Source organism: Gordonia sp. PP30, from assembly GCF_023100845.1.
GTDB lineage: Bacteria > Actinomycetota > Actinomycetes > Mycobacteriales > Mycobacteriaceae > Gordonia.
On the sequence record NZ_CP095864.1, the window covers coordinates 1,958,892 to 1,981,785 of the forward strand.

Annotated in this window: 21 protein-coding genes and 1 riboswitch; of the genes, 15 read left to right on the forward strand and 6 right to left on the reverse strand. The window is 69.7% G+C overall.

Annotation, left to right across the window (positions count from 1 at the left end; translation table 11 throughout):
* Positions 1–10 precede the first annotated feature (10 nt).
* From MYK68_RS08980 to MYK68_RS08995, 4 genes are all read left to right on the forward strand, one after another.
* The gene (locus MYK68_RS08980; protein WP_440713036.1) at positions 11–535 is read left to right on the forward strand and encodes a M15 family metallopeptidase; all 525 of its coding nucleotides are present in this window, start codon (positions 11–13) and stop codon (positions 533–535) included.
* A gap of 56 nt (positions 536–591) precedes the next feature.
* Positions 592–1,266 (forward strand): hypothetical protein, encoded by a 675-nt coding sequence (locus MYK68_RS08985; protein WP_349306170.1) that lies wholly within the window; start codon positions 592–594, stop codon positions 1,264–1,266.
* Positions 1,267–1,286: 20 nt separating this feature from the next.
* Positions 1,287–2,288 carry a glutathione S-transferase family protein gene (locus MYK68_RS08990; RefSeq protein ID WP_247867603.1) on the forward strand — a complete coding sequence of 334 codons (1,002 nt, stop codon included), beginning with the start codon at positions 1,287–1,289 and terminating at the stop codon, positions 2,286–2,288.
* Positions 2,289–2,825: 537 nt separating this feature from the next.
* Positions 2,826–4,196 carry an MFS transporter gene (locus tag MYK68_RS08995; RefSeq protein WP_247867605.1) on the forward strand — a complete coding sequence of 457 codons (1,371 nt, stop codon included), beginning with the start codon at positions 2,826–2,828 and terminating at the stop codon, positions 4,194–4,196.
* Here MYK68_RS08995 and MYK68_RS09000 read toward each other — a convergent pair.
* On the reverse strand, positions 4,079–4,693 hold the full coding sequence (locus MYK68_RS09000) for a hypothetical protein (RefSeq protein ID WP_247867607.1): 615 nt from the start codon (positions 4,691–4,693) through the stop codon (positions 4,079–4,081). The genes MYK68_RS08995 and MYK68_RS09000 overlap by 118 nt on opposite strands.
* Before the next feature lie 44 nt (positions 4,694–4,737).
* Between MYK68_RS09000 and MYK68_RS09005 the strand changes: the two genes are divergently transcribed.
* On the forward strand, positions 4,738–7,119 hold the full coding sequence (locus MYK68_RS09005; protein ID WP_247867609.1) for a Tex family protein: 2,382 nt from the start codon (positions 4,738–4,740) through the stop codon (positions 7,117–7,119).
* Positions 7,120–7,432: 313 nt separating this feature from the next.
* Positions 7,433–7,804, forward strand: coding sequence for a VOC family protein (locus MYK68_RS09010; protein ID WP_247867610.1), 372 nt, complete (start codon positions 7,433–7,435; stop codon positions 7,802–7,804).
* Positions 7,805–8,077: 273 nt separating this feature from the next.
* Here MYK68_RS09010 and MYK68_RS09015 read toward each other — a convergent pair whose 3' ends face one another.
* From MYK68_RS09015 to MYK68_RS09035, 5 genes are all read right to left on the reverse strand, one after another.
* Positions 8,078–8,557 carry a hypothetical protein gene (locus MYK68_RS09015; RefSeq protein ID WP_247867612.1) on the reverse strand — a complete coding sequence of 160 codons (480 nt, stop codon included), beginning with the start codon at positions 8,555–8,557 and terminating at the stop codon, positions 8,078–8,080.
* 357 nt (positions 8,558–8,914) lie between these two features.
* Entirely contained in the window at positions 8,915–9,211 is a 297-nt protein-coding gene (locus MYK68_RS09020; RefSeq protein WP_247867613.1) for a DUF503 domain-containing protein, read from the reverse strand.
* A gap of 39 nt (positions 9,212–9,250) precedes the next feature.
* Positions 9,251–10,087, reverse strand: coding sequence for a polyphosphate kinase 2 (gene ppk2 / locus MYK68_RS09025; protein ID WP_247867615.1), 837 nt, complete (start codon positions 10,085–10,087; stop codon positions 9,251–9,253).
* A 9-nt stretch (positions 10,088–10,096) separates the two neighbouring features.
* Positions 10,097–11,089, reverse strand: a complete 993-nt coding sequence (locus MYK68_RS09030; protein WP_247867986.1) for a malate dehydrogenase — start codon at positions 11,087–11,089, stop codon at positions 10,097–10,099.
* 67 nt (positions 11,090–11,156) lie between these two features.
* Entirely contained in the window at positions 11,157–11,954 is a 798-nt protein-coding gene (locus MYK68_RS09035) for an META domain-containing protein (RefSeq protein ID WP_247867616.1), read from the reverse strand.
* A 127-nt stretch (positions 11,955–12,081) separates the two neighbouring features.
* On the opposite strand from MYK68_RS09035, the gene secA2 reads away from it, so the two are divergent.
* From secA2 to MYK68_RS09080, 9 genes are all read left to right on the forward strand, one after another.
* A complete protein-coding gene (gene secA2, locus MYK68_RS09040; RefSeq protein ID WP_247867621.1) occupies positions 12,082–14,391 on the forward strand; it encodes an accessory Sec system translocase SecA2 in 2,310 nt (769 codons plus the stop codon).
* Between the two features lie 50 nt (positions 14,392–14,441).
* Positions 14,442–14,996 carry a CDP-alcohol phosphatidyltransferase family protein gene (locus MYK68_RS09045; protein WP_247867987.1) on the forward strand — a complete coding sequence of 185 codons (555 nt, stop codon included), beginning with the start codon at positions 14,442–14,444 and terminating at the stop codon, positions 14,994–14,996.
* An 85-nt stretch (positions 14,997–15,081) separates the two neighbouring features.
* Positions 15,082–15,486, forward strand: a complete 405-nt coding sequence (gene gcvH / locus MYK68_RS09050) for a glycine cleavage system protein GcvH (RefSeq protein WP_247867632.1) — start codon at positions 15,082–15,084, stop codon at positions 15,484–15,486.
* A gap of 185 nt (positions 15,487–15,671) precedes the next feature.
* On the forward strand, positions 15,672–16,115 hold the full coding sequence (garA, locus tag MYK68_RS09055) for a glycogen accumulation regulator GarA (RefSeq protein WP_349306171.1): 444 nt from the start codon (positions 15,672–15,674) through the stop codon (positions 16,113–16,115).
* Positions 16,116–16,190: 75 nt separating this feature from the next.
* Positions 16,191–16,871, forward strand: coding sequence for a transcriptional regulator FtsR (ftsR, locus tag MYK68_RS09060; RefSeq protein WP_247867637.1), 681 nt, complete (start codon positions 16,191–16,193; stop codon positions 16,869–16,871).
* 41 nt (positions 16,872–16,912) lie between these two features.
* Positions 16,913–17,419: a bifunctional nuclease family protein gene (locus MYK68_RS09065; protein WP_247867639.1), complete on the forward strand. Its 507-nt coding sequence runs from the start codon at positions 16,913–16,915 to the stop codon at positions 17,417–17,419.
* Between the two features lie 324 nt (positions 17,420–17,743).
* A complete protein-coding gene (locus MYK68_RS09070) occupies positions 17,744–18,370 on the forward strand; it encodes a MerR family transcriptional regulator (RefSeq protein WP_502798310.1) in 627 nt (208 codons plus the stop codon).
* A 344-nt stretch (positions 18,371–18,714) separates the two neighbouring features.
* Positions 18,715–18,811, forward strand: a riboswitch (glycine riboswitch).
* 174 nt (positions 18,812–18,985) lie between these two features.
* The gene (gene gcvP / locus MYK68_RS09075; protein ID WP_247867640.1) at positions 18,986–21,874 is read left to right on the forward strand and encodes an aminomethyl-transferring glycine dehydrogenase; all 2,889 of its coding nucleotides are present in this window, start codon (positions 18,986–18,988) and stop codon (positions 21,872–21,874) included.
* A 285-nt stretch (positions 21,875–22,159) separates the two neighbouring features.
* Entirely contained in the window at positions 22,160–22,894 is a 735-nt protein-coding gene (locus MYK68_RS09080) for a hypothetical protein (protein WP_247867642.1), read from the forward strand.

A 22,894-nucleotide genomic window follows, 5' to 3' on the forward strand; every position in this document is an offset into this window, starting at 1 on the left:
CATGCGCGCGATGCTTCATGGACGACGAGCGGCGTTCGCGCTGTTCACGGCGCTGGCGGTGGCGGGGACAGCGGTCTCGGTACCGTCGGCGGCCGAGGCCGCGCCGCCGAAGGCCGGTGCGAACGTGCTCGGCATCCCGCTGGCCCCCGGCACCGCGGGCCTCACCCCGCGGCTCGCCGTCGGCTACTCCCTGGCCGCCAACGACGCGCACGCGGCGGGCGTGCCCCTGTACATCAACTCCGGCAAGCGCAGCCGCGCCGAACAGGAACGACTGTGGCGCGACGGGCTGCGGACCTACGGCAGCCCGGGCGCGGCACGCCGCTGGGTGCTGCCGCCGGGCGAGTCGACGCACGTCACCGGCGAGGCCGTCGACGTGGCGCCGCGGGCCGGGGCCGCCTGGCTGCAGCGCAACGGCTACCGCTACGGACTCTGCCGCCCGTTCGGCAACGAATGGTGGCACTTCGAGTCGCTGACCTTCCCGGGCACCGCGTGCCCACCGCGGATCCCGGACGCCTCCCACCGCTCGGGGCGCTGACCAGCGGGTTCCGGCGATGTTTCGCCAATCGGCCAGGAATGGGTAAGGATATATCGGTGCCTGAGTATGTGTCGTACGAAGAGTTCGGCCGTAACTTCTTCGAAGTCGCGGTGACCGAAGACCGTATCGGGGCCGCCTTTTCCGCGATCGCCGGCGAAGAGTTTCAGGTGGGGCCGCTGCCCGCCGGACCCGCGGGTGTCGTCAAGGTGATCGCCGACGTGCGGATCGCCGCACCGGAGATCACCCGCGACGTCGGCGAGCTGATCACCTTCACCGTCCGGCTGCCGCTGGCCATCGGGCTGCTGATCGACCTCAAGCTGGACCGCATCCGGTACGACGTCGACGGCCTGATCACGCTGCCGCTGACCGTCCGCTGCGCCAAGCCCCTGGAACTGCGCATCGAGGTCGACCCGCCGGCTCCGCGCGACGTCTTCGTCGACGTCGCCTCCCGCAACATGCGCGGCGAGATCATCCGCAACCTGGCCCAGGTCGACGCCGAGATCCGGCGGGTGATAGCCAAGACCGTCGCCGAGGAGATCGACAAGCCGGAGGTGCGCAAGGCGCGCTACATCGACGTCGCCGCCGAACTCGCCCGGGCGCTCGAAGGCCCCGTCGACGACGAAGCGGCCGCCCTCGCGGAGGTTCGCGAACCGCTGGAGCACGCGATCGATGAGGTGAGCCGCGAGGACACCGAGGCGCTGGAAGTGAGCGATCCGAACGCCGGCGCCTGAGTCGATGGAACACTGGGTTCATGACGAACTCGGACTCGACAGACAACGATCAGCAGGCGAGCTATGTCACGGCGGAGCGGCCGTTCGAGCGGGACACCCGCTACATCGAAACCCGGATCACCCGTGACGGCCGCGACGGCTACCCGGTAGAACCGGGCCGCTACCGGCTCGTCGTCTCCTACGCCTGCCCGTGGGCCAACCGGGCGATCATCGTCCGCCGCCTCCTCGGTCTGGAGCGGGCGATCTCGATGGGGGTCTGCGGACCTACGCACGACAAGCGATCGTGGACCTTCGACCTCGACCCCGGCGGCGTCGATCCGGTCCTGGGCATCCCGCGCCTGCAAGACGCCTATTTCGCGCGGATCCCCGGTTACGAGAAGGGCATCACCGTCCCGGCGATCGTCGACGAGCGCAGCGGGGCCGTCGTCACCAACGACTTCCCGCGGATCACCCTCGACTTCGAGACCGAGTGGGTCGACTATCATCGCCCCGGCGCCCCACTGCTGTATCCGGAGGAGCTGCGCGAGGAGATCGACGAGGTCAACGCGCTGGTGTACCGGGACGTCAACAACGGCGTGTACCGGTGCGGCTTCGCCGGATCGCAGGAGTCGTACGACGCCGCCTACGACCGGCTCTTCAACCGCCTGGACTGGCTGTCCGAACGCCTCGCGACGCAGCGCTACCTGGTCGGCGACACCATCACCGAGGCCGACATCCGGCTGTTCACCACCCTGGCCCGCTTCGATCCCGTCTACCACGGTCACTTCAAGTGCAACCGGCAGAAGCTGTCCGAGATGCCGGTCCTCTGGGCCTACGCGCGCGACCTGTTCCAGACACCCGGCTTCGGCGACTGCACCAATTTCGACCACATCAAGCGCCACTACTACCAGGTGCACCGCGACGTGAACCCCTCGGGCATCGTGCCGAAGGGGCCGGATCTGGCGAACTGGCTCATGCCGCACGGGCGCGAGATGCTGGGCGGTCGCCCGTTTGGCGATGGGGAGCCACCTGCACCGCTCTGAGTCCTGCCAGCCGACGATCGATGTGCCGGCCACTGGTCCTCGGGATGACGCCCAAGGCGTACTCGCCGCGCCGCTCCCGAATGATGCGCCCGCGTCGGCACTCCCAGCGCAGAGCGTCGGAGATTGCCTTGGAGGGTCGCCCGGCGAACGAGAACCCCTCGACTTCCGCTGTTGCGATCAATTCGGAGATCGTCATCGGAGATCGCTGTCGCAATTCGCCGATGACCCAGTGCCGTAGATCTGTTCCCCGCAGTGTGATGCCCATGCCGGGATGTTGCCAGCAGCCTCCGACAGTCTTGTGTCCTCCGGCAGACGGCCTGCGACGCGGCGCAAGCACCCCCGGTCTGCCCACTCTGAGCGACAATCGACGTCGGAGGCGGGCGCTGGGCGGGAGAAGGTCCCGGGGCCGAGGAGTTGTCGCTCAGAGTGGGCAGAAAGCGCACACCGCAGCTGCGGCCTTCGATCTCGAATCGACCGGGAATACCGGGGGTACCGTCGTCGTTGAACATCAGCGGAACCCCGGGAGGTACGACAACGATGGCGAAGCGGCGAACTCAGACATTCGCCGCCCTGTCAGTACCGAACTTTCGCAAATACGTCACCGGGGCCTTCGTCTCCAACATCGGTACCTGGATCCAGCGCGTCGCGCAGGACTGGCTCGTCCTGTCGCTCTCCGGTGGGTCGGCCATGGCCGTCGGCATCACCACGGCGCTGCAGTTCCTGCCCGCGCTGCTGCTGTCGCCGGTGGGCGGCCTGCTGGCCGACCGTTTCGACAAGCGGAAGATGCTCATCGTCACCCAGTCGTGGATGGCGGTCTCGGCGCTGCCGCTCGGTCTGCTCGCCGTCACCGGTGTGGCACAGACCTGGCACGTCTATCTGTTCGCGTTCCTCTTCGGCATCGGTTCGGCGCTCGACGCGCCCGCCCGCCAGGCGTTCGTCTCGGAACTGGTCGGCGGACCCGATGAGCACGGCCGCGACCTGCTGACCAACGCGATCGGACTGAACAGCTCGTCGTTCAACGCGGCCCGGCTGATCGGCCCCGGGATCGCGGGCTTCATCATGGCGTCGGCCGGTGCCGGCTGGGCGATCCTCACCAACGCCGTCAGCTATCTCGCGTTCCTGCTGGCCCTGACCCTGCTGGACCGGCGGGCACTGCACCGCAGCGAACCGCTGCCACGCGCGAAGGGCCAGCTCCGCGAGGGCTTCTCGTACGTCTTCCACCGGCCCGATCTGGTGGTCGCGCTCGGCGTCGCGTTCGGTGTCGGCACCTTCGGCATGAACTTCCAGATGACCAACGCCCTGATGGTGCGCAACGAGTTCCACCTGGGCGCCGAGGTCTACGGAGTCCTCGGCTCGATCCTCGGCATTGGATCGCTGCTGGGGGCGCTGCTCGCCGCACGCCGCGGGAAGGTGCCCAGCCTGCGCTTCGTGGTCGTGATGGCGATCGTGGTCGGTGTGGTGATCATCGCCTCCGGGCTCACCCCGAACTACGTCTGGTACGCGATCAGTCTGCCGATTCTCGGCCTGACGGTGCTGCTCAACCTCACCGCGGCCAACATGTACATCCAGACGACCGTCGATCCGCAGGTCCGCGGCCGGGTGATGGCGCTCTACATGACGGTCCTCATGGGCGGCACCCCGATCGGCGCACCGCTGCTCGGCTGGCTGGCCGAGGTGTTCGGACCGCGTGCCCCGCTCGTGGGCGGCGGTCTGCTGCAACTGGCGACCATCGCGATCGTGGTGATCGGGGTGCGGCGCGTGGTCGCCCGGCAAGCGGTGGGCGAGGACGTTCAGCTCGACGGTGTCCAGCCCGCGAGTGCCGCGATCAGCGATCCGGCCAGCACGACGACGGCCACCCCGAGCGCCCAGACGGTCACTACCAAGACCAGCCACAACGTCTTGAGATAGACCGGCATGAAGGCGGCCAGCAGCGGCTGACGTTCCGCATCCGGCGTCACCCGCGCGGTGAACGCGCCCACCAGCCGGGCCATCCGCCACAGCGTTCCCGGCCGCCACAGCGTCGTGGGCGCGTCGGCGGCGAGGGACGCGAGGTCGCTCAGCTCGGTGCCCGAGCGCACGTCGGCGGCGTAGTCGCGCGCCTGCCGGGCCAGATTGTCGGGCCGCTCGATGGCCCGGGTGAGCGGTGCGAGCCGCCGGTGGGCGACGATCGGGAGCGCGACCGCGGGCAGGCACAGCAGAATGACGATCATCACACCGATCGGCAGTCGCCACTGGTCGGCGTGCCGCCAGGTGACGATCCCGACGGCCATCGCGATCACTCCCAGCAGCGCCGCCAGGGCCGCGATCGCGAAGATCAGCAGCCGCAGCCCGCGGCCGGTCACCTCCAGGGCACGGGCGAATCGCTCGGCGACCCGCCTGCGCTGGGCGTCGTCGGAATCGGGCACGCCTCACTGTAGCCGCATCGCCGGCGCCCGGTAGCCTTGCGCGGGTGCCTTCCAGCGATCTGAAAACCGCCAGCGCCCTGCCCGTCGTCTCGTCCGTCAACGCCCGCATCGCCGAGGACCTCGGTGTCAGCGAGAGTCGTGTCGCGGCCGCCGTGAAGCTGCTCGACGAGGGCTCCACGGTCCCGTTCATCGCCCGCTACCGCAAGGAAGTCACCGGCAGTCTCGACGACGCCCAGCTGCGCCGCCTCGACGAGCGCCTCACCTACCTGCGGGAACTCGACGAACGACGCGATGCCGTGCTCGCCTCGATCGACGAGCAGGGCAAGCTGACCGACGCGCTGCGCCACGCGCTGCTGACCGCGGACACCAAGGCCCGCGTCGAGGACATCTACCTGCCGTACAAGAAGAAGCGCCGCACCAAGGCGCAGATCGCCCGCGAGGCCGGGCTGGCGCCGCTCGCCGAGGCGTTGCTCGGCGATCCGGCGCTCGTGCCCGAGGAGGCCGCCGCGGCCTACCTCAGCGATGACGTCGCCGATGCCGCCGCGGCCCTCGACGGTGCCCGGCACATCCTGATCGAGCGCGCCGGGGAGGACGCCGAACTGGTCGGCGCCGTCCGCGAGAAGTTCTGGGGCGCCGGCCGCGCGGTCACCGCCGTCAAGTCCGAGCAGGTCGCCGGCACCCCGGCCGCGCAGAAGTTCCGCGACTACTTCGACTTCAGCGAGTCGCTCGACACCATGCCGAGCCACCGCGTGCTCGCCGTTCTGCGCGGTGAGAAGGAGGGCGCGCTCACCCTGGCCTTCGAGGGCGGCGAGGACGAGGACTACATCACCATGGTCGCCGTCACCCTCGGCATCGACCGCGCCGCGGGCGGTGCCGCCACCGACTGGCTCGCCACCACCGCGCGCTGGGCATGGCGCACCAAGCTGATGATCTCGGCCACCATCGACGCCCGCCTGCGGCTCCGCAGCCGCGCCGAGGAGCAGGCCGTCGCCGTCTTCGCCACCAACCTGAAAGACCTGCTGCTCGCCGCACCCGCAGGCACCCGGCCGACGCTCGGCCTCGACCCGGGCTTCCGCACCGGGGTCAAGGTCGCCGTCGTCGACGGCACCGGCAAGGTCCTCGACACCTGCGCGATCTACCCGCACCAGCCCGCCAACAAATGGGACCAGGCCAAGGCCGCCCTCGCCGCGCTGGTCGCCAAGCACGACGTCGAGCTCATCGCCATCGGCAACGGCACCGCCTCCCGCGAGACCGATGCGCTCGCCACCGAACTCCTCGGCGACCTGCGCAAGGCCGGGCAGCCGGGTCCGGCGAAGGCCGTCGTCTCCGAGGCCGGCGCCTCGGTGTATTCGGCGTCGGAGTACGCCTCGCACGAACTGCCCGACCTGGACGTCTCGCTGCGCGGCGCGGTCTCCATCGCCCGGCGCCTGCAAGACCCGCTCGCCGAACTCGTCAAGATCGACCCCAAGTCGATCGGCGTCGGCCAGTACCAGCACGACGTGACGCCCGGCACCCTCGCCAAGAGCCTCGACGCCGTCGTCGAGGATGCCGTCAACGCGGTCGGCGTAGACCTCAACACCGCGTCGGTGCCGCTGCTGTCGCGCGTCTCCGGCGTCACCCCGGGCCTCGCCCAGGCGATCGTGGCGCACCGCGACGGTGTCGGTGCCTTCGCCAGCCGCAAGGGCCTGCTCGACGTCCCGCGCCTGGGCCCGAAGGCCTTCGAGCAGTGCGCCGGCTTCCTGCGTATCCGCGACGGCGCCGACCCGCTCGACGCGTCGGGCGTGCACCCGGAGGCCTACCCGGTGGTCCGCAAGATCCTGGACAAGACCGGTCTGGCGCTCGGCGAACTGATCGGCGATACCCGCACCCTGCGGACCCTGAAGCCGGCCGACTTCGCCGACGACCGCTTCGGCGTCCCCACCGTGACCGACATCCTCGCCGAACTGGAGAAGCCGGGCCGCGATCCGCGCCCCGCCTTCGCCACCGCGACCTTCGCCCAGGGCGTGGAGAAGGTCGCCGACCTGAAACCGGGCATGGTCCTGGAGGGCGTCGTCACCAACGTCGCCGCGTTCGGGGCGTTCGTCGACGTCGGCGTCCACCAGGACGGGCTCGTCCACGTGTCGGCGATGAGCGACAAGTACGTCTCCGACCCGCACGAAGTGGTCCGTTCCGGGCAGGTGGTCAAGGTCAAGGTGATGGACGTCGACGTCGACCGCCAGCGCATCGGCCTGTCGCTGCGGCTGAACGACGAGCCCGGCGCCGAACGCAAGGGCGGGCGCGGGGGACAGCCTCGTGGCGGCCCGCAGCGCGGGGGTCAGCCACGTGGTGGTCAGCCACGTGGTGGCCAGCAGCGCGGCCAGCGGCAGGACCGCCCGGCCACCGGCTCGATGGCCGACGCCCTCCGGCAGGCGGGCTTCGGCCGCTGATCCGTGGCGGCCTCGCCGGTCAAGCCGCCAGTAGCCTGTTGAGCCGGTCAAGCCGCTAGGCGCAGACCGTGTCGAAACGACCTCCTGGATTGGTGGACATTTCGACACGCCGCCTCGCCCTGGCGGGCTCGGTGGCGGCTCAATGGGCTGCTGGGGCCCGCCGTCAGCTCGGTTACGCGTTCGCGCTGCCAGCCCTTGCGCGTTCGTGCTGCCCAGCCCGTTGAGCCGACGAGCCGCTAGGCGAGTCGTGTCGAAACGCCCCCCGGACCGGTTTCGGGCGGCAGCCGTGGACTCGTCGTATTAGCGTTGGGGCATGACTGACACCGCACCCGCCCTCCGCCTCGGCATGGTCACCATCGACACCCAGGACGCCCTCGCCCTGAGCAGCTGGTGGCGCGATGCCTTCGACGGCACCATCCTCGCCGAGAACGACGGCTGGTTCGTCATGCTCGCCCTGGGCGAGGGCCAGCCGGTCCTCGGCTTCCAGAAGGTCGACGACCCCACGCCTGGCAAGAACCGCATCCACCTCGACCTGGTCGCCGACGACAAGGCCGGAACGGTGCGCGCCCTCCTGGCGTCCGGCGCCCGCCTCGTCGCCGAGCGCGAGATGCCCGGCCTGAGCTGGGTGACCCTCGCCGATCCCGACGGCAACGAATTCTGCGTCGCCTCCGCCGCCGACCACTGACGGATTCCGGCGGCGCTTGGCTACGACGTCGCGCTGAGCTTGGCTTCGACCTCGAATTCGGTGTCGACGGTCACTCCGGGCAGTTCGATCCGGAGGTCGGAAGCGACCGATCGCACGACCGACTCATCATGGTTGTAGAGGTCGACGGCGGCTTCGTAGCCGTCATACTCGGGAGCGGCTTCGACATCGAGGACGATCCCTCGTCGTTCAGCGATGCGTTCGCGGCGCCACGGACGGCATCTTGGGGTGCCGCGACGTAGATGCTGTAAACGCTCATGGCAACCACACTAACGCCGCGCCATCACCGAGGCGGATAACGATGTGATCTAGGTCGCGCCCGTAGTTCCGGACCGCGTCACGGAGGCCGTCGACCGCTTCCTCGCGCGAGAGGCCGACCTGCTCGCCATCGAGGATGATCGTCCGGGCCTGTTTCCGCGTGCGCCGGAGGTTCTGGATGATCGCTGCGGCCTTGTCCGATCGCAAGGTTTTGATCTCGGCGGTCCGCCAGCACGATCCGTCGTGGAGGACCGAGTCCGGCGCTTTCGAGTCCGCGATCCGGTCGATCGAGCGGATCGTGTGACCTCCGATGTCGCGAAGCCAGTCGGCTGCGTGCTTCTCCTTCGGCAGAAGGTATCGATCAGGATCGCCGGCCGGCGCGCTCGCCTCGGCGAGTTCTTCGAGGCTCAGAACCTCCGGGCGTGACGCGTCCGCGAGAGATCCCGGTTCGATGGTGATCCGCTCACCCGGAACCAACGGCTCCTGCTGCTCGTCCGCGCCTCCGCCGGTGGCTACGTCGGGTGGTCGCCCCGGCGGCACGATTCTGCCCGATCTGATGTTCGGGGATCGGGGGCTTCGGCCAGGACCGGTCCGCGGGACAGCGCCTCCCGGGGGCCGAGTGTCGGCCGCGTCATCACGGCTGCCCGCGATCGGGCTGAGGAATGCGAGTCCGCTCATGAACCCAGGAAATCCGGGATCGGCGTCGCCGTCGACCCCGGTGTCCACAGGCCGGGGGACTCCGCCGGGGTTGTCCACAGATCAGCACGCGATCCGGTGAATCGGCCGCGCGCGGCCCTGAGTCGTGCTTGTGCGGGCGCCCTCGGTAAGGGGCGGCTACAGGTCCTCGGACGAGGTGTAGCGGGTCCGGGCCGACAGCAACTGCACCTCGGGGCGGGCGGCGGCGAGACGTTCGACGGCCGCGAGCACGTCCACCACGTGCTCCCGGTCCGCGCTCACCACCGCCACCCCGATGCCGGTGCGGCGGTGCAGGTCCCGGTGATCGACCTCGGCCACGGAGACGTCGTACTTACGGCGGATCTCGGCGATCAGCGGGCGCACCACGGAACGCTTCTGCTTGAGAGAGTGCACATCGCCGAGAAGGAAATCGAGTTCTAAACTGCCTATCCACATACGGCGAAACACACTAGCGCATGGGTGCACCCGGCGCGATCACTCCTCGGTGTCGCCCAGCAGGGTGGCGACGTGGTCGGGCACGAACTTGCTCAGAGAGCGCGGCGGCCGGTGGTAGTTGCCGGTGGTGAGCGGCTTCTTCGGCAGCTTCACCACCGGGTGCGGCACCGCCTGGTAGTCGATGGTCGACAGCAGATGCGAGATCATGTTCAGGCGCGCGGCCTTCTTGTTGTCCGACTCGACGACGTACCAGGGGCTCGCCGAGGTGTCGGTGTGCACCATCATCTCGTCCTTGGCGCGCGAGTAGTCCTCCCACCGGTAGATCGACTCCAGATCCATCGGGGACAGCTTCCACTGGCGCACCGGGTCGTCGCGGCGGGCGCGGAACCGGCGCAGTTGCTCGGCGTCGGACACCGAGAACCAGTACTTGCGCAGCAGGATGCCGTCGTCGATCAGCATCTGCTCGAAGATCGGGGTCTGTCGCAGGAAGCGGGTGTGCTCCTCGGGCGTGCAGAACCCCATCACCTTCTCCACGCCGGCCCGGTTGTACCAGGACCGGTCGAAGAGCACGATCTCGCCCGGCGCGGGCAGGTGCTGCACGTAGCGCTGGTAGTACCACTGGCCCTTCTCCCGGTCGGTCGGCGCAGGCAGCGCCTCGACGCGGCAGACGCGGGGGCTCAGGTACTGCGTGATGCGCTTGATGGCGCCGCCCTTGCCCGCGGCGTCGCGGCCCTCGAAGATGACGACCACGCGCGTGCCGGTGGCGCGGACCCATTCCTGCAGCGCGACGAGCTCGGTCTGCAACCGGAACAGCTCCGACTCGTAGGCGGCCTTGGTCAGCTTCTTGCCCGGCGCGGGCTTCTTCGTTTTGGACATAGCGGAATCCTAGTCTCCGAGGGTATCCACCGCGGCGATCTCGGCCTGCAACTCGGCGACCGAGGCGTCGATCCGGGCGCGGGAGAATTCTCCCACCTCCAGACCCTCCACGATCTGCCAGTCGGTGCCGTCCGAGCGGACCGGAAACGAGCACACCAGCCCCTCCGGGACGCCGTACACGCCGGGCGAGACGATCGCCGCCGACGTCCAGCCGTCGCCGGGGGTGCCGATCGCCCAATCATGGACGTGGTCGATGGTGCCGTTGGCCGCCGACGCCGCCGACGACGCGCCGCGGGCGGCGATGATCGCCGAACCGCGCTGGGCGACGGTCGGGATGAAGTCGTCGACCAGCCAGGTCCGGTCCTCCGCCAGCCGTGCGCCGGTGGTGTCGCCGACGCGGGCGTGGAAGATGTCCGGGTACTGGGTGGCCGAGTGGTTGCCCCAGATCGTGACGCCCTCGATCTCGGTGACCGGTGCGCCGGTGCGGTGCCCGAGCTGGGCGATCGCTCGGTTGTGGTCGAGCCGGGTCAGCGCGGAGAAGCGTTCGGCCGGGATGTCCGGGGCGTGGCGGGCGGCGATCGCCGCGTTGGTGTTGGCCGGGTTGCCGACGACGGTGATGCGCACGTCTGGGGCGGCCACCTCGCCGAGGACACGGCCCTGCGCGGCGAAGATCGACGCGTTGGCGGACAGCAGATCGGCGCGCTCCATCCCCTTGGTGCGGGGCTTGGCGCCGATCAGCAGCGCGTGCTGGACGCCGTCGAAGGCGGCGCGCGGGTCGTCGTAGATCTCCACCGAGGCCAGCTGGGGGAGGGCGCAGTCGTCGAGCTCCATCGCGATGCCCTCGGCGGCGGCGATCGCGGCGGGCAGTTCCAGCAGCCGCAGCACGACGGGCTGGTCGTGCCCGAGCATGGCGCCCGCGGCGACGCGGAAAAGGGCGGCGTAGCCGATGGTGCCGGCCGCACCGGTCACGGTGACGACCACGGGGGAGGCCGGATTGGACATGGCGGGCATGGGGATTCCTGTCGTGTCGGTGAAACAGTGGGCTGAGGTCGGTGAGCTGGGTCCCGGGTCAGTCGGCGCGCAGCCGCAGGCCCACGCCTGGATCGGCGTCGTTGGTCAGGGCCAGCTGGTTTCCGTCGATGCGGTAGGTGGCCGAGCCGTGCAGCGTGTCGAGCACCGTCCGCTCGATCCGGGTCACCTCGGCGTCGCACGGCTTCTGCGTCGTCGTGATCCCGGTGAACGCGATCTTGTCGCCGGTCACCGCGGCGTGGCCGGACAGGTCGTTGCAGCCGGTGAAGCCGGCGACGGCACCGTCGGCCGCGATGGTCAGGCGTGGCTTGGCGGCCTCCAGGGCGACCGACGACTCGACGGCCTGGCTGGTCACCAGGCTGGTGACGGTCCAGGTGGTGCCGGTCAGCGGCGTGTCCTTCCGCTGGGTCAGCGTCACCGAGACGGTGCCGCGACTCTGCCGCAGGACCAGCGTGTCGCCGGTCAGCTGCCAGCTCAGCGGGCCGGCGAAGAAGTCCGACAGCCAGGCGTCGGCCTGGCCGGCCGGACCCGGGCAGGCCATCAGGGTGGATGCCAGCGCGCCCGCGGTCATCGTGTCGGAGTCGACGGTGACCTCGCCCATGTGACGGTTGCAGCCCGCGGTGGCCGTCAGGCGGCCGGCCTGGGGAAAGGCGACCTCGAGCGGTCCGCCGCCCGGAATCTGGGCGCCGGTCAGCGCGGTGGAGAGATAGGTCTTGCCGACCAGCGCGGACGGGCCCGGCGGTGACTGGCCGTCGCCGGAACCACAGCCCGTCACCGCCGCGGCTCCGGCCAGCAGCAGAAGTGCACCGAGCCGGGAGAATGTGCGGTATGCGCTCACCCCTCTCACGCTAGTCGAGGAGGTCGCGCGCCCGGCGCGACGACCCGCGTACGGTAGATCACGATTCGTTCCCGGTGGCCGCCCGGCCACCGGGAGCCGCTGACGGCGAGGAGTGGGTTAGTCACCGATGGGTAAGTTCTCGAACGCGATGTGGCGCATGCTCGGTGCGCAGGCCACCCGCAACCAGTCGAAGTCGGTCGCTTTCATCGAGGCATCGGCCGAGCACGACGAGTGGGCCAAGGGCCTAGCCGACGACGAATTCGCTTCCGCGGCAGCCGATCTGGACATCAACACCGAGGGCGGACGGACCCGGTTCCTGTCGCTGGCCCGGGAGGGCGGCACCCGCGCCCTGGAGATGACGCCTTTCGACGTCCAGCTGCAGGGTGCGTTGCGGATGCTCGAGGGCGACGTGATCGAGATGGCGACCGGTGAGGGCAAGACGCTCACCGGGGCGATCGCCGCGATCGGCTTCGCGCTCGACGGGCGCAGTGTCCACGTCATCTCGGTCAACGACTACCTGGCCGGCCGCGACGCCGAGTGGATGAAGCCGCTGTACGACCTGTTCGGCATCTCCGTCGGTGCGGTGTCGGAGAAATCGTCCCGCGCAGAGCGGCAGGAGGCCTACGCCTGCGACGTCACCTACGGCTCGGTCAACGAGATCGGCTTCGACGTGCTGCGCGACCATCTCGCGCTCACCGCCGACGAGCTGGTGGCCCCGACCCCGGACGTCGCGATCGTCGACGAGGCCGACTCGGTGCTGGTGGACGAGGCCCTGGTGCCTCTCATCCTGGCCGGATCCACGCCGGCGGCGATCCCGAACAGCGCGATCTTCGACGTCGTCGCCCGGCTCAAGAGCAAGCACTACGAGGTCGATCCGGACGGCCGCAACGTGTCCCTGACCGATGAGGGCGCCGAACTGGTCGAGGCCACGCTGGGCGGCATCAACCTGTACAGCGACGAGCACGTCGGCAGCACCCTGGTGCACGTCAATGTCGCCCTGTATGCCTACTACCTGCTCGAACGCGACGTGGACTACATCGTCCGCGACGGCGGCGTGCACCTGATCAACGCCTCGCGCGGGCGCGTCGCCCGGTTGCAGCGCTGGCCCGACGGCGTGCAGGCGGCCGTCGAGTTCAAGGAGAGCCTGGAACTGACCGAGGCCGGCGAGGTGATCGACACCATCACCGTGCAGGCGCTCATCGGCCGCTACCCGCGGGTGGCCGGCATGACCGGCACCGCGATCGCCGCGGGCGAGCAGTTCCGCCAGTTCTACGGGCTCGCCGTCTCCCAGATCCCGCCGAACGCGCCCAACGTCCGTGTGGACGAGCCGGACCGCGTCTACGACACCAAGGCCAACAAGGTCGAGGCCGTCGTCGAGTACGTCGCGGAGATCCACGAGACCGGGCAGCCGATTCTGATCGGCACACACGACGTCGCCCAGTCCGAGGAGCTCGCGTACTTCCTGGAACGCGCCGGCGTCACCGCCGTCGTCCTCAACGCCAAGAACGACGCCGAGGAGGCCGCGATCATCGCCGAGGCCGGCCGCAAGGGCGCGGTCACCGTCTCCACCCAGATGGCCGGCCGCGGCACCGACATCCGGCTCGGCGGGTCCGACGGCGACGACGCCGCCCGCGAGGAGGTCCTGGAACTCGGCGGTCTCTGCGTGGTCGGCACCGGCCGCTACGACACCGAGCGCCTGGACAACCAGCTCCGCGGCCGCGCCGGCCGCCAGGGCGACCCGGGCACCTCGGTGTTCTTCTCCAGCCTGGAGGATCCGCTGGTCACCAAGAACATCACCAGCATGCGCGAACAGGTCGCCACCTCGCCGGACGGTCTGCTCGGACCGAAGGGCATCGAGACCGTCGAGCAGGCGCAGCGGATCGCCGAGGCCGCGATGCTGACGCTGCACTCGAACACCTGGAACTTCAACAAGCAGGTCAACGAGCAGCGCGAGGCCATCGTGCGGCGCCGGATGACGATCCTCACCACCGACGAGGCCGCCCGCGAACTGGAGAAGGCCGAGCCCGAGCGCTGGACGGCGCTCAGCGAGGGCGACGACGACACCGCCAAGGTCGACGAGGACGTGCTCACCGAGGCGGCGCGGCAGATCGTGCTCTATCACCTCGACCGGGCGTGGTCGGATCATCTCGCGTACGTCGCCGACGTGCAGGCCAGCATCCATCTGCGTGCCCTCGGGCAGGAGAGCCCGCTGGAGCAGTTCCACAAGCTGATCTTCGCCGAGTTCACCAAGCTGGTCGACGAGGCGATGGCCGCCGCGGCGAAGACCTTCACCGAGGTGACCATCACCAACGACGGGGTGGACCTCGACGGCGCCGACCTGCACCGCTCGACGATGACATGGACCTATCTGGTGCACGAGAACCAGTTCTCCTCCGGCTCGCAGGCGATGCAGGGGATCGTGGGCATCTTCCGGTGAACACCCCCGTGCCCGCCGACCGCATCTGGACGGTGCCCAACGCGCTGAGCATGATGCGGCTGGTCCTGATCCCGGTCTTCATCTGGCTGCTGATGTTCCAGGACTCGCCGGGCTGGGCGTTCGTGGTGCTGTTCGTCTCGGGCGCCTCGGACTGGCTCGATGGCAAGCTGGCCCGCTGGCTCGATCAGTCGTCGCAGATCGGTGCGCTCCTCGACCCGGCGGCCGACCGTCTGTACGTGGTGATCATCCCGATCTGCTTCGGGCTCAAGGGGTACGTGCCGTGGTGGATCATCGGGGTGATCATCGCCCGCGACGTGCTGCTGCTGGCCACCGCGCCGCTGCTGTCCTCCCGCGGCGTCACCGCGCTGCCGACGCTGTACATCGGCAAGGCGGCGACCTTCGCGCTGATGAGTTCGTTCCCGTGGCTGCTGGCCGGACAGATCGACGGGGTGATCGGCACCGTCTGCTTCCCGATCGGCTGGGCCTTCCTGATCTGGGGCGTCGTGCTGTACGTGTGGTCGCTGATCCTGTACTGGATCCAGACCATCGCCGTCGTACGCCGGATGCCGAGGGCTCCGTCGGCGGGAGCCGCGACCGACCGCTAGAGTTCTCGGCGGGCTCGCGCTACGGCGCGGGCGCGTGTGACAAGCCCCCGGCCGCGCGCCGGGATCCCGTGAGAAAGGTACGACCTTGACTTCCACCCAGGTTCCCGAAGATCTGCGCTACACCGACGAGCACGAGTGGATCCGCAAGGTCGGACCGTCGACCGTGCGCATCGGCGTCACCGATTTCGCGCAGAACGCGCTGAACGAGGTGGTCTTCGTGCAGCTGCCGGACCTGGAGGCCGAGGCCGCCGAGGGCGAGTCGTTCGCGGAGATCGAGTCGCACAAGAGCGTGTCGGACATCTACGCGCCGCTCGCCGGCGTGGTCTCGGCGGTGAACGACGCCGTCGTCGATGCCCCCGAGCTGGTCAATTCCGACCCGTACGGGGAGGGCTGGCTGCTGGAGATCACGGTGGCCGACGACGCCGATCTGGACGCCCTGCTCGGCGACCTGCTGGACGCCGACGGATACCGCGAGGTCATCACCGACTGAGTCGGTTGTCGGGGAAGAGAAGTATCATTTGATCCATCCCGGACGGCGGCTTCGCTGACGGTCCGGGGCGGAAACCGGTAGGTTCTTCAAGGTAAGGAACCTGCCCGCGAACGCACTCGATGAGGAGTGTGTCCGTCAGAGAATTGTCGGTGACACCGACCGGTCCGCCGGTCGGCGAAGGAGTTGTGGTGAGCGGTAACGACGACGGTTTTGAAGCTCCGGTGGAGACCACCTCGGTCTTCCGTGAGGAGTTCATCAAGGAGATCGACGCCCCGGCGACGGGCCCCGAGCCCACGGATACCGGTGTCGAGCGCCTGCTGCCCGGTACCGCGCTGCTGGTCGTCAAGCGCGGCCCCAATGCCGGCTCGCGCTTCCTGCTCGACCAGGCCACCACCTCGGCCGGCCGCCACCCGGACAGCGACATCTTCCTCGACGACGTGACGGTCAGCCGCCGGCACGCCGAGTTCCGGCTGTCCGGCAGCGACTTCAAGGTGGTCGACGTGGGCAGCCTCAACGGCACCTACGTGAACCGCGAGCCGGTCGACGATGCCACCCTCAGCAGCGGTGACGAGGTGCAGATCGGCAAGTTCCGTCTGGTCTTCCTGTCCGGCCCGCGGGCCGAGGGCTAAGGGCCGCTCACTGTTGTGACGGGTAACGCTGCTCGCGCGGATTCGTCGCGCCCGGAGCCGGGTGGACGCCGATCGATGTCGATCGGCGCCGTCCTGGCCCTCCTGCGCGAAGACTTTCCGGACGTCTCCATCTCCAAGATCCGCTTCCTCGAGGCCGAAGGTCTCGTGACCCCGGAGCGGGCGCCGTCGGGCTATCGCCGATTCAGCGATGCCGACTGCGAACGGCTGCGCTTCGTGCTGACGGCGCAGCGCGACCGCTATCTGCCGCTGAAGGTGATCCGCGAACAGCTCGAGGCGATCGACGCGCAGGCCGCCGACGCGCCGGGCACCCGGCTGCTGTCGTCGGCGCGCAGCGCCGTCGCCCCGGCGACCGACTTCGCCGCCCGTGGCGGCCGGGTCTCGCGGGAGGCGCTGATCGAGCGGACCGGCGTGGATGCCGCGTTCATCAGCGAGCTGATGCGCAACAGTCTGCTGACCTCCGGTCCCGGCGGCTTCTTCGACGAGGACGCGGTGCGCCTCGTGGAGGCCGCGGCGGCGCTGGCCAACTTCGGCCTGGAGACCCGCCATCTGCGGGCCTTCAAGGTGAGCGCGGACCGCGAGGCCGGCCTCGTCGCCCAGATCGCCAATCCGATCGCCAAGGGCAAGGGGACCGGGGCGCGGGATCGCGCCGAGGAACTGATCCGCGAGATGGCGGCGCTCTCGGTGACCCTGCATACTCAATTGGTGAAGGCCGCCGTCCGCGGCGTCCTCGACTGAGTCAGCCGACTCGACTGAGTCAGCGGGAAAGGACCGGGCCGATGGGTGAGATGCGTGTGGTCGGAATCCGGGTCGACGCGCCGCAGAACCAGCCGGTCCTGCTGCTCCGGGAGACCGAGGGCGAGCGCTACCTGGCGATCTGGATCGGCCAGAGCGAGGCCGCGTCGATCGCTCTCCAGCAGCGCGGCATCGAACCGCCGCGACCCCTGACGCACGATCTGATCGTCAATCTCTGCGCGGCGTTCGACCAGGACCTCACGCAGGTCCGCATCGTCGACATGCAGGAGGGCACCTTCTACGCGGAGATGGTCTTCTCCGGCGGTGCCGTGATCTCCGCGCGGCCCTCGGATGCGATCGCCGTCGCGATGCGCGTCGATGCCCCGATCGTCGCGAGCGACGAGGTGCTGGCTGACGCCGGGCTCGCGATGCCCGACGAAGAGGCCGGTGGCGCGGGCGAGGTGGAGTCCCAGGAGGAGCTCGAGGCGTTCCGGGAGTTCCTCGATCAGGTGTCGCCCGAGGACTTTCTCGGCCCCGACTCCGCCCCTTGAGCCTCCCAGCGTCGCCCCCCTGAGTCTCCCAGCGTCGCCCCTTGAGCCTCCCAGCGTCGCCCCCTGAGCCTCCCAACGTCGCCCCCTGAGCCTGTCGAAGGGTCGAAGGGTAACGGATAGGTCTCCGCGCGGTCACCATTGGTCTGCACCTGAACTTTAGGTTGAGGTTTACCGCGCGTCGCGTTGTCTCGGAGTCCGGCAGTCCCTAGTTTCAAGGGCGACGCCGACGCGACTCGCGCGGGCGGCACACCGAAACGACCGGGCCGGAGTACCCTTGATCCAAGGGCCGCTTCACCGGTCCGACTGTTGCGTGAGGGAGACACCGTGGGCGATCAGCCGACTGATCTGCGTCCGGAGGAGCAGGGCGCGCTCGAGGCGAGGGTCAGCGCACCCGTGCAGGGCGGCCTCGACGAGGTCGCGCCGGGTCTCTTCCCGAACGACACCGTGCCCGACGAGCTCGTCGGCTACCGGGTCCCGACGGCCTGCCAGATCGCCGGCATCACCTACCGCCAGCTGGACTACTGGGCCCGCACCTCGCTCGTCGTCCCGTCCATCCGCGGCGCGGTCGGCTCGGGCAGCCAGCGGCTCTACTCCTTCAAGGACATCCTGATCCTGAAGATCGTCAAGCGCCTGCTCGACACCGGGATCTCCCTGCAGAACATCCGCGTCGCCGTCGACCACCTCCGCCAGCGCGGCGTCGAGGATCTCTCCCGCATCACCCTCTTCTCGGACGGCACCACCGTCTACGAGTGCACGTCCGCCGAAGAGGTCGTCGACCTCCTGCAGGGCGGCCAGGGCGTGTTCGGCATCGCCGTCTCTGGCGCCATGCGCGAACTGACCGGCACCATCGTCGACTTCCCCGGCGAGCGCGCCGACGGAGGGGTCTCCGAAACCGCCCCCGAAGACGAATTGGCCGCCCGGCGGAAGAACCGTACGCGTCGTACGGGGTAGACCCCCTCGCCGGACGACCGGACTCCATGCTGGTCGAGCGGAATCCATGCTGGTCGAGCGGAATCCATGCTGGTCGAGCGGAGTCGAGACCACCCACCTCGTCGAGGGCGGTGATCTCGACTCCGCTCGATCATCATGTGGGCTCGATCATCATGTGGGCTCGATCATCATGTGGGCTCGATCATCATGCGCAGCCCGCCGGCTGAGCCGGGCCGCGAACGAAGTGAGTGGGCCGTGTCGAAGCCGAGCCCCCGCCCGGAGGGCGATCTCGGCTCCGCTCGATCATCGTGGGCTGCCTCTGTCGGGAGGTGTGGCGCTACCGGTGGGTATACTGATGGCCACGTCGCTGCGCTGCGGGAGAGAGTTCCGGCAAATGCCGGGACCGCCGAAGGAGCAACACCTCTCCGTCAAACTCTCAGGCACCCGGACCGTGGCCGTTGTCGGCGTCTCTGGAAAGAGACGGGTCCGCCCGTCCGCCCACGGTGAAAGGTGCCGTTCGTCCCCGCGAGGGACGGCACCGAATCTCTCAGGCGTCGCGTTCGCGCGGCATGACAGAGGGGGAGGGCCCGCGTCCGGGGCAGATACCCGGACCCGACGAGACGAGGCCGTCCCGCCATGACCGCTGCCACTCCGAACAGCTCCGCCCGCACCGATGGTCTGGGCGGCGAGTTCGTCGCCCGCCACATCGGTCCCGACGAGGCCGAGACCGCACGCATCCTCGACGTGCTCGGTGTCGCCTCGCTCGACGAGCTGGCCGCGCAGGTGGTGCCGGCGTCGATCGCCGCTCCCGACGGTGCCCTCGCCGCGCTCGACGCGCCGCTCTCGGAGGCCGCCGTCGCCGCGCGCCTGCGGACCCTCGCGGCGAAGAACACCGTCGCCAAGAGCATGATCGGCCTCGGCTACTACGACACCGTCACCCCGGCGGTGCTGCGCCGCAACATCGTCGAGAACCCCGCCTGGTACACGGCGTACACGCCGTACCAGCCGGAGATCAGCCAGGGCCGTCTCGAGGCCCTCCTCAACTTCCAGACCATGGTCGCCGACCTCACCGGCATGGAGGTGGCCAACGCGTCGATGCTCGACGAGGCGACCGCCGCCGCCGAGGCCATGACGCTGCTGCGCCGGGCGAGCAGGTCGAAGTCGCCGCGCGTCGTCGTCGACGACGACCTGTTCCCGCAGACTCGCGCCCTGATCGACACGCGCGCCGAGCCGCTGGGCATCGAGGTGGTCGAGGCCTCCCTCGATCCCGCCGCCGACGGTGCCGGACTGCCCGACGGTGAGTTCTTCGGCGTGATCGCGCAGGTCCCCGGGGCGAGCGGGCGGATCGTCGACCTCGCGCCGATCATCGCCGCCGCCCACGAGCGCGGCGCGCTGGTCGCCGCCGGCCTCGATCTGCTGGCCGCCACCCTGATCACCCCGCCCGGCGAGCAGGGCGCCGACGTGGTCTTCGGCACCACCCAGCGCTTCGGCGTCCCGATGGGCTTCGGCGGACCGCACGCCGGATACCTCGCGGTCGGCGCCGCACTGACCCGGCAGATGCCGGGCCGCCTGGTCGGCGTCTCCAAGGACGCCGACGGCAATCTCGCCTACCGGCTGTCGCTGCAGACCCGCGAACAGCACATCCGCCGGGAGAAGGCCACCAGCAACATCTGCACCGCGCAGGTGCTGCTGGCCGTGCTCGCCGCGATGTACGCGTCGTACCACGGTCCGGCCGGGCTGCGGGCGATCGCCGAGCGTGTGCACGCCCGCGCCGCCGCGCTGGCGGACGGCCTCGCCGGTGCCGGCCGCACGGTGTCGCATGCGCGCTTCTTCGACACGATCGTGGTCGAGGTGCCGGGCGAGGCCGGCCGCCTGGTCGCGAAGGCCAAGGCCGACAAGGGCATCAACCTGCGCCTGATCGACGACGACCGCATCGGCATCGCGTGCGACGAGACCACCACCGAGGGCGACGTCGCCGATCTGCTGGAGGTCTTCTCCGCTGGTGACGCGGCACCGTCGTCGTTCAGCGCCGGGATCGTCGATCGGACGTCGCCGTACCTGACGCACCCGGCATTCCACCTGCACCGCACCGAGACCGCGATGCTGCGGTACCTGCGCATGCTGTCGGACAAGGACATCGCGCTCGACCGCAGCATGATCCCGCTCGGCTCGTGCACCATGAAGCTCAACGCGACCACCGAGATGGAGCCGATCACCTGGCCCGAGTTCGCCGGTCTGCACCCGTTCGCGCCGGCCGGCGACACGGTCGGCAGCCGGGAACTGATCACCGATCTGGAGAGCTGGCTGGTCGCGATCACTGGGTACGACCGGGTGAGCCTGCAGCCGAACGCCGGCTCGCAGGGGGAGTACGCCGGCCTGCTCGCGATCCGTAAGTACCACCTGGCGAACGGCGACGACGCGCGCGACATCTGCCTGATCCCGTCGAGCGCGCACGGCACCAACGCGGCCTCCGCGGTGATGGCCGGCCTGCGCGTGGTGGTGGTCGGCTGCCGGGAGAACGGCGACGTCGATACCGACGACCTGCGCGCCAAGATCGAGAAGCACGCGGGCGAACTGGCCGCGATCATGATCACCTACCCGTCGACGCACGGCGTCTTCGAGGACGAGGTGACCGACATCTGTGCGGCCGTGCACGACGCCGGCGGCCAGGTGTACGTCGACGGCGCCAACCTGAACGCGCTGGTCGGACTCGCCCGGCCGGGCCGGTTCGGCGGCGACGTCTCGCACCTGAATCTGCACAAGACCTTCTGCATCCCGCACGGCGGCGGCGGTCCGGGCGTCGGTCCGGTGGCGGTGCGCGAGCACCTGGCCCCGTTCCTGCCCGGTCATCCGCTCGCGCCGGAACTGCCGGACACCGGAATCACCATCTCGGCCGCGCCCTACGGCTCGGCGTCGATCCTGCCGATCACCTACGCCTACATCGCGATGATGGGCGCCGACGGCCTCCGCCGGGCCACGCTGACCGCGATCGCGTCGGCCAACTACATCGCCCGCCGCCTCGCCGACCACTTCCCGGTGCTCTACACCGACGCCCGCGGCTGGGTGGCGCACGAGTGCATCCTCGACCTGCGGGAACTGATCAAGGCCACCGGTGTCAGCGTCGACGACGTCGCCAAGCGCCTCGCCGACTACGGCTTCCACGCCCCGACCATGAGCTTCCCGGTCGCGAACACCCTGATGGTGGAGCCGACCGAGAGCGAGAACCTCGCCGAGCTCGACGCCTTCATCGACGCGATGATCGCGATCCGCGGTGAGATCGACAAGGTGGCCGACGGCACCTGGACCGTCGACGACAACCCCCTGCACGGGGCCCCGCACACCGCGGAGTGCCTGGTCGCCGACTGGGACCAGGCGTACGACCGGCTCACCGCGGTCTACCCGGCCGGGCTGCCCTCGGCCGGGGCGCGCGCCAAGATCTGGCCGTCGGTCCGCCGCATCGACAACGCCTTCGGCGACCGCAACCTGGTGTGCAGCTGCCCCCCGATCGAGGCCTTCGCCGAGTAGCCGCAGAAGACCGGCCGTTTACGCGCCGCCGAGGGGAATGTTCCCTCGGCGGCGCGTAGACGGCCGACGTTTCGCGCGATCAGAAGGACGAGTCCGCCGCTTCGGTCCTGAGCTGCCGGCAAGATTGTGATTAGAGTGAACTAGTGGGGCTAGTGTGACGACTTGCCGTCGACTCGGTCACGGTTCGGTGGACGGCCTGGCCGGGCGCGGGGGGCGCGTGCGGCAATGAGAGGGTCGCGTGACGCCAAACCGCGCCGCGCCGCCGTTTCGCCGAAGGAGTCCGACATGAAGCTCACCCGTCTGCGCCGTGCCGCCGTGGCGGCCGCCGCCTGCACCGCCCTGACCGCCGGAGCCGTCGCCGCGAGCGGTCACGCCGCCGCCGACCCGGCCGCCGACGGCGCCGCCGCGCAGCAGGCGATCGGGAGCATCCAGTCCTCGCCGACCGACGCCGCCGCGGTGATCGACGGCATCGACGCCGCCAACCAGACGCTGCAAGCACTCGGCATCACGCCGTTCACGCCGACGATCGGCGCGTGCACGGACGGCACCTTCCCGCTCGCCGTCGGCGGCGCCGTCGCCGGGCCCGGCACCCCCGGACTCCCGAAGACCGTGACCGACCTGCTGCCGCCCGACCTCAACGCGGTCCGGTCCGGCGAGGTCCTCTACGGTTTCGTGCCGGCCGGGGTGTTCGACGACAGCAAGAGCAAGTCGGGCATGCAGGTCGCGTGGTTCAACACCAGCACGATGAAGGGCGCCATCAACCCGATGGATTCGTTCAGCACCGTCATTCTCGACGCGGTCAAGGCACGCATCGCCGTGGCGGGCCTCCCGATTCTGGGCGACACGGTTCTGAATCAGCTCAAGACCGGCCTCGACAAGACGCTGCCGGCCAACGGTGCGCGCGGCGGCATCGTCGACACCGACAAGGGCACGGTCCTCTCGGCGATCTTCGGATCGGTGGAGAAGTCGGGTGCGACCTGCTACTTCTTCCCGAGCCTCGGCATCGCGACGGTACAGTAG

Bases quoted from the DNA above. Each gene is read 5' to 3' on its own strand.
- MYK68_RS08980 (WP_440713036.1), top strand. From the start codon at position 11: ATGCTTCATGGACGACGAGCGGCGTTCGCGCTGTTCACGGCGCTGGCG.
- MYK68_RS08990 (WP_247867603.1), top strand. From the start codon at position 1,287: ATGACGAACTCGGACTCGACAGACAACGATCAGCAGGCGAGCTATGTC.
- MYK68_RS08995 (WP_247867605.1), top strand. From the start codon at position 2,826: ATGGCGAAGCGGCGAACTCAGACATTCGCCGCCCTGTCAGTACCGAAC.
- MYK68_RS09010 (WP_247867610.1), top strand. From the start codon at position 7,433: ATGACTGACACCGCACCCGCCCTCCGCCTCGGCATGGTCACCATCGAC.
- MYK68_RS09020 (WP_247867613.1), bottom strand. From the start codon at position 9,211: ATGTGGATAGGCAGTTTAGAACTCGATTTCCTTCTCGGCGATGTGCAC.
- ppk2 (WP_247867615.1), bottom strand. From the start codon at position 10,087: ATGTCCAAAACGAAGAAGCCCGCGCCGGGCAAGAAGCTGACCAAGGCC.
- MYK68_RS09030 (WP_247867986.1), bottom strand. From the start codon at position 11,089: ATGTCCAATCCGGCCTCCCCCGTGGTCGTCACCGTGACCGGTGCGGCC.
- secA2 (WP_247867621.1), top strand. From the start codon at position 12,082: ATGGGTAAGTTCTCGAACGCGATGTGGCGCATGCTCGGTGCGCAGGCC.
- MYK68_RS09045 (WP_247867987.1), top strand. From the start codon at position 14,442: ATGATGCGGCTGGTCCTGATCCCGGTCTTCATCTGGCTGCTGATGTTC.
- ftsR (WP_247867637.1), top strand. From the start codon at position 16,191: ATGTCGATCGGCGCCGTCCTGGCCCTCCTGCGCGAAGACTTTCCGGAC.
- MYK68_RS09065 (WP_247867639.1), top strand. From the start codon at position 16,913: ATGGGTGAGATGCGTGTGGTCGGAATCCGGGTCGACGCGCCGCAGAAC.
- gcvP (WP_247867640.1), top strand. From the start codon at position 18,986: ATGACCGCTGCCACTCCGAACAGCTCCGCCCGCACCGATGGTCTGGGC.
- MYK68_RS09080 (WP_247867642.1), top strand. From the start codon at position 22,160: ATGAAGCTCACCCGTCTGCGCCGTGCCGCCGTGGCGGCCGCCGCCTGC.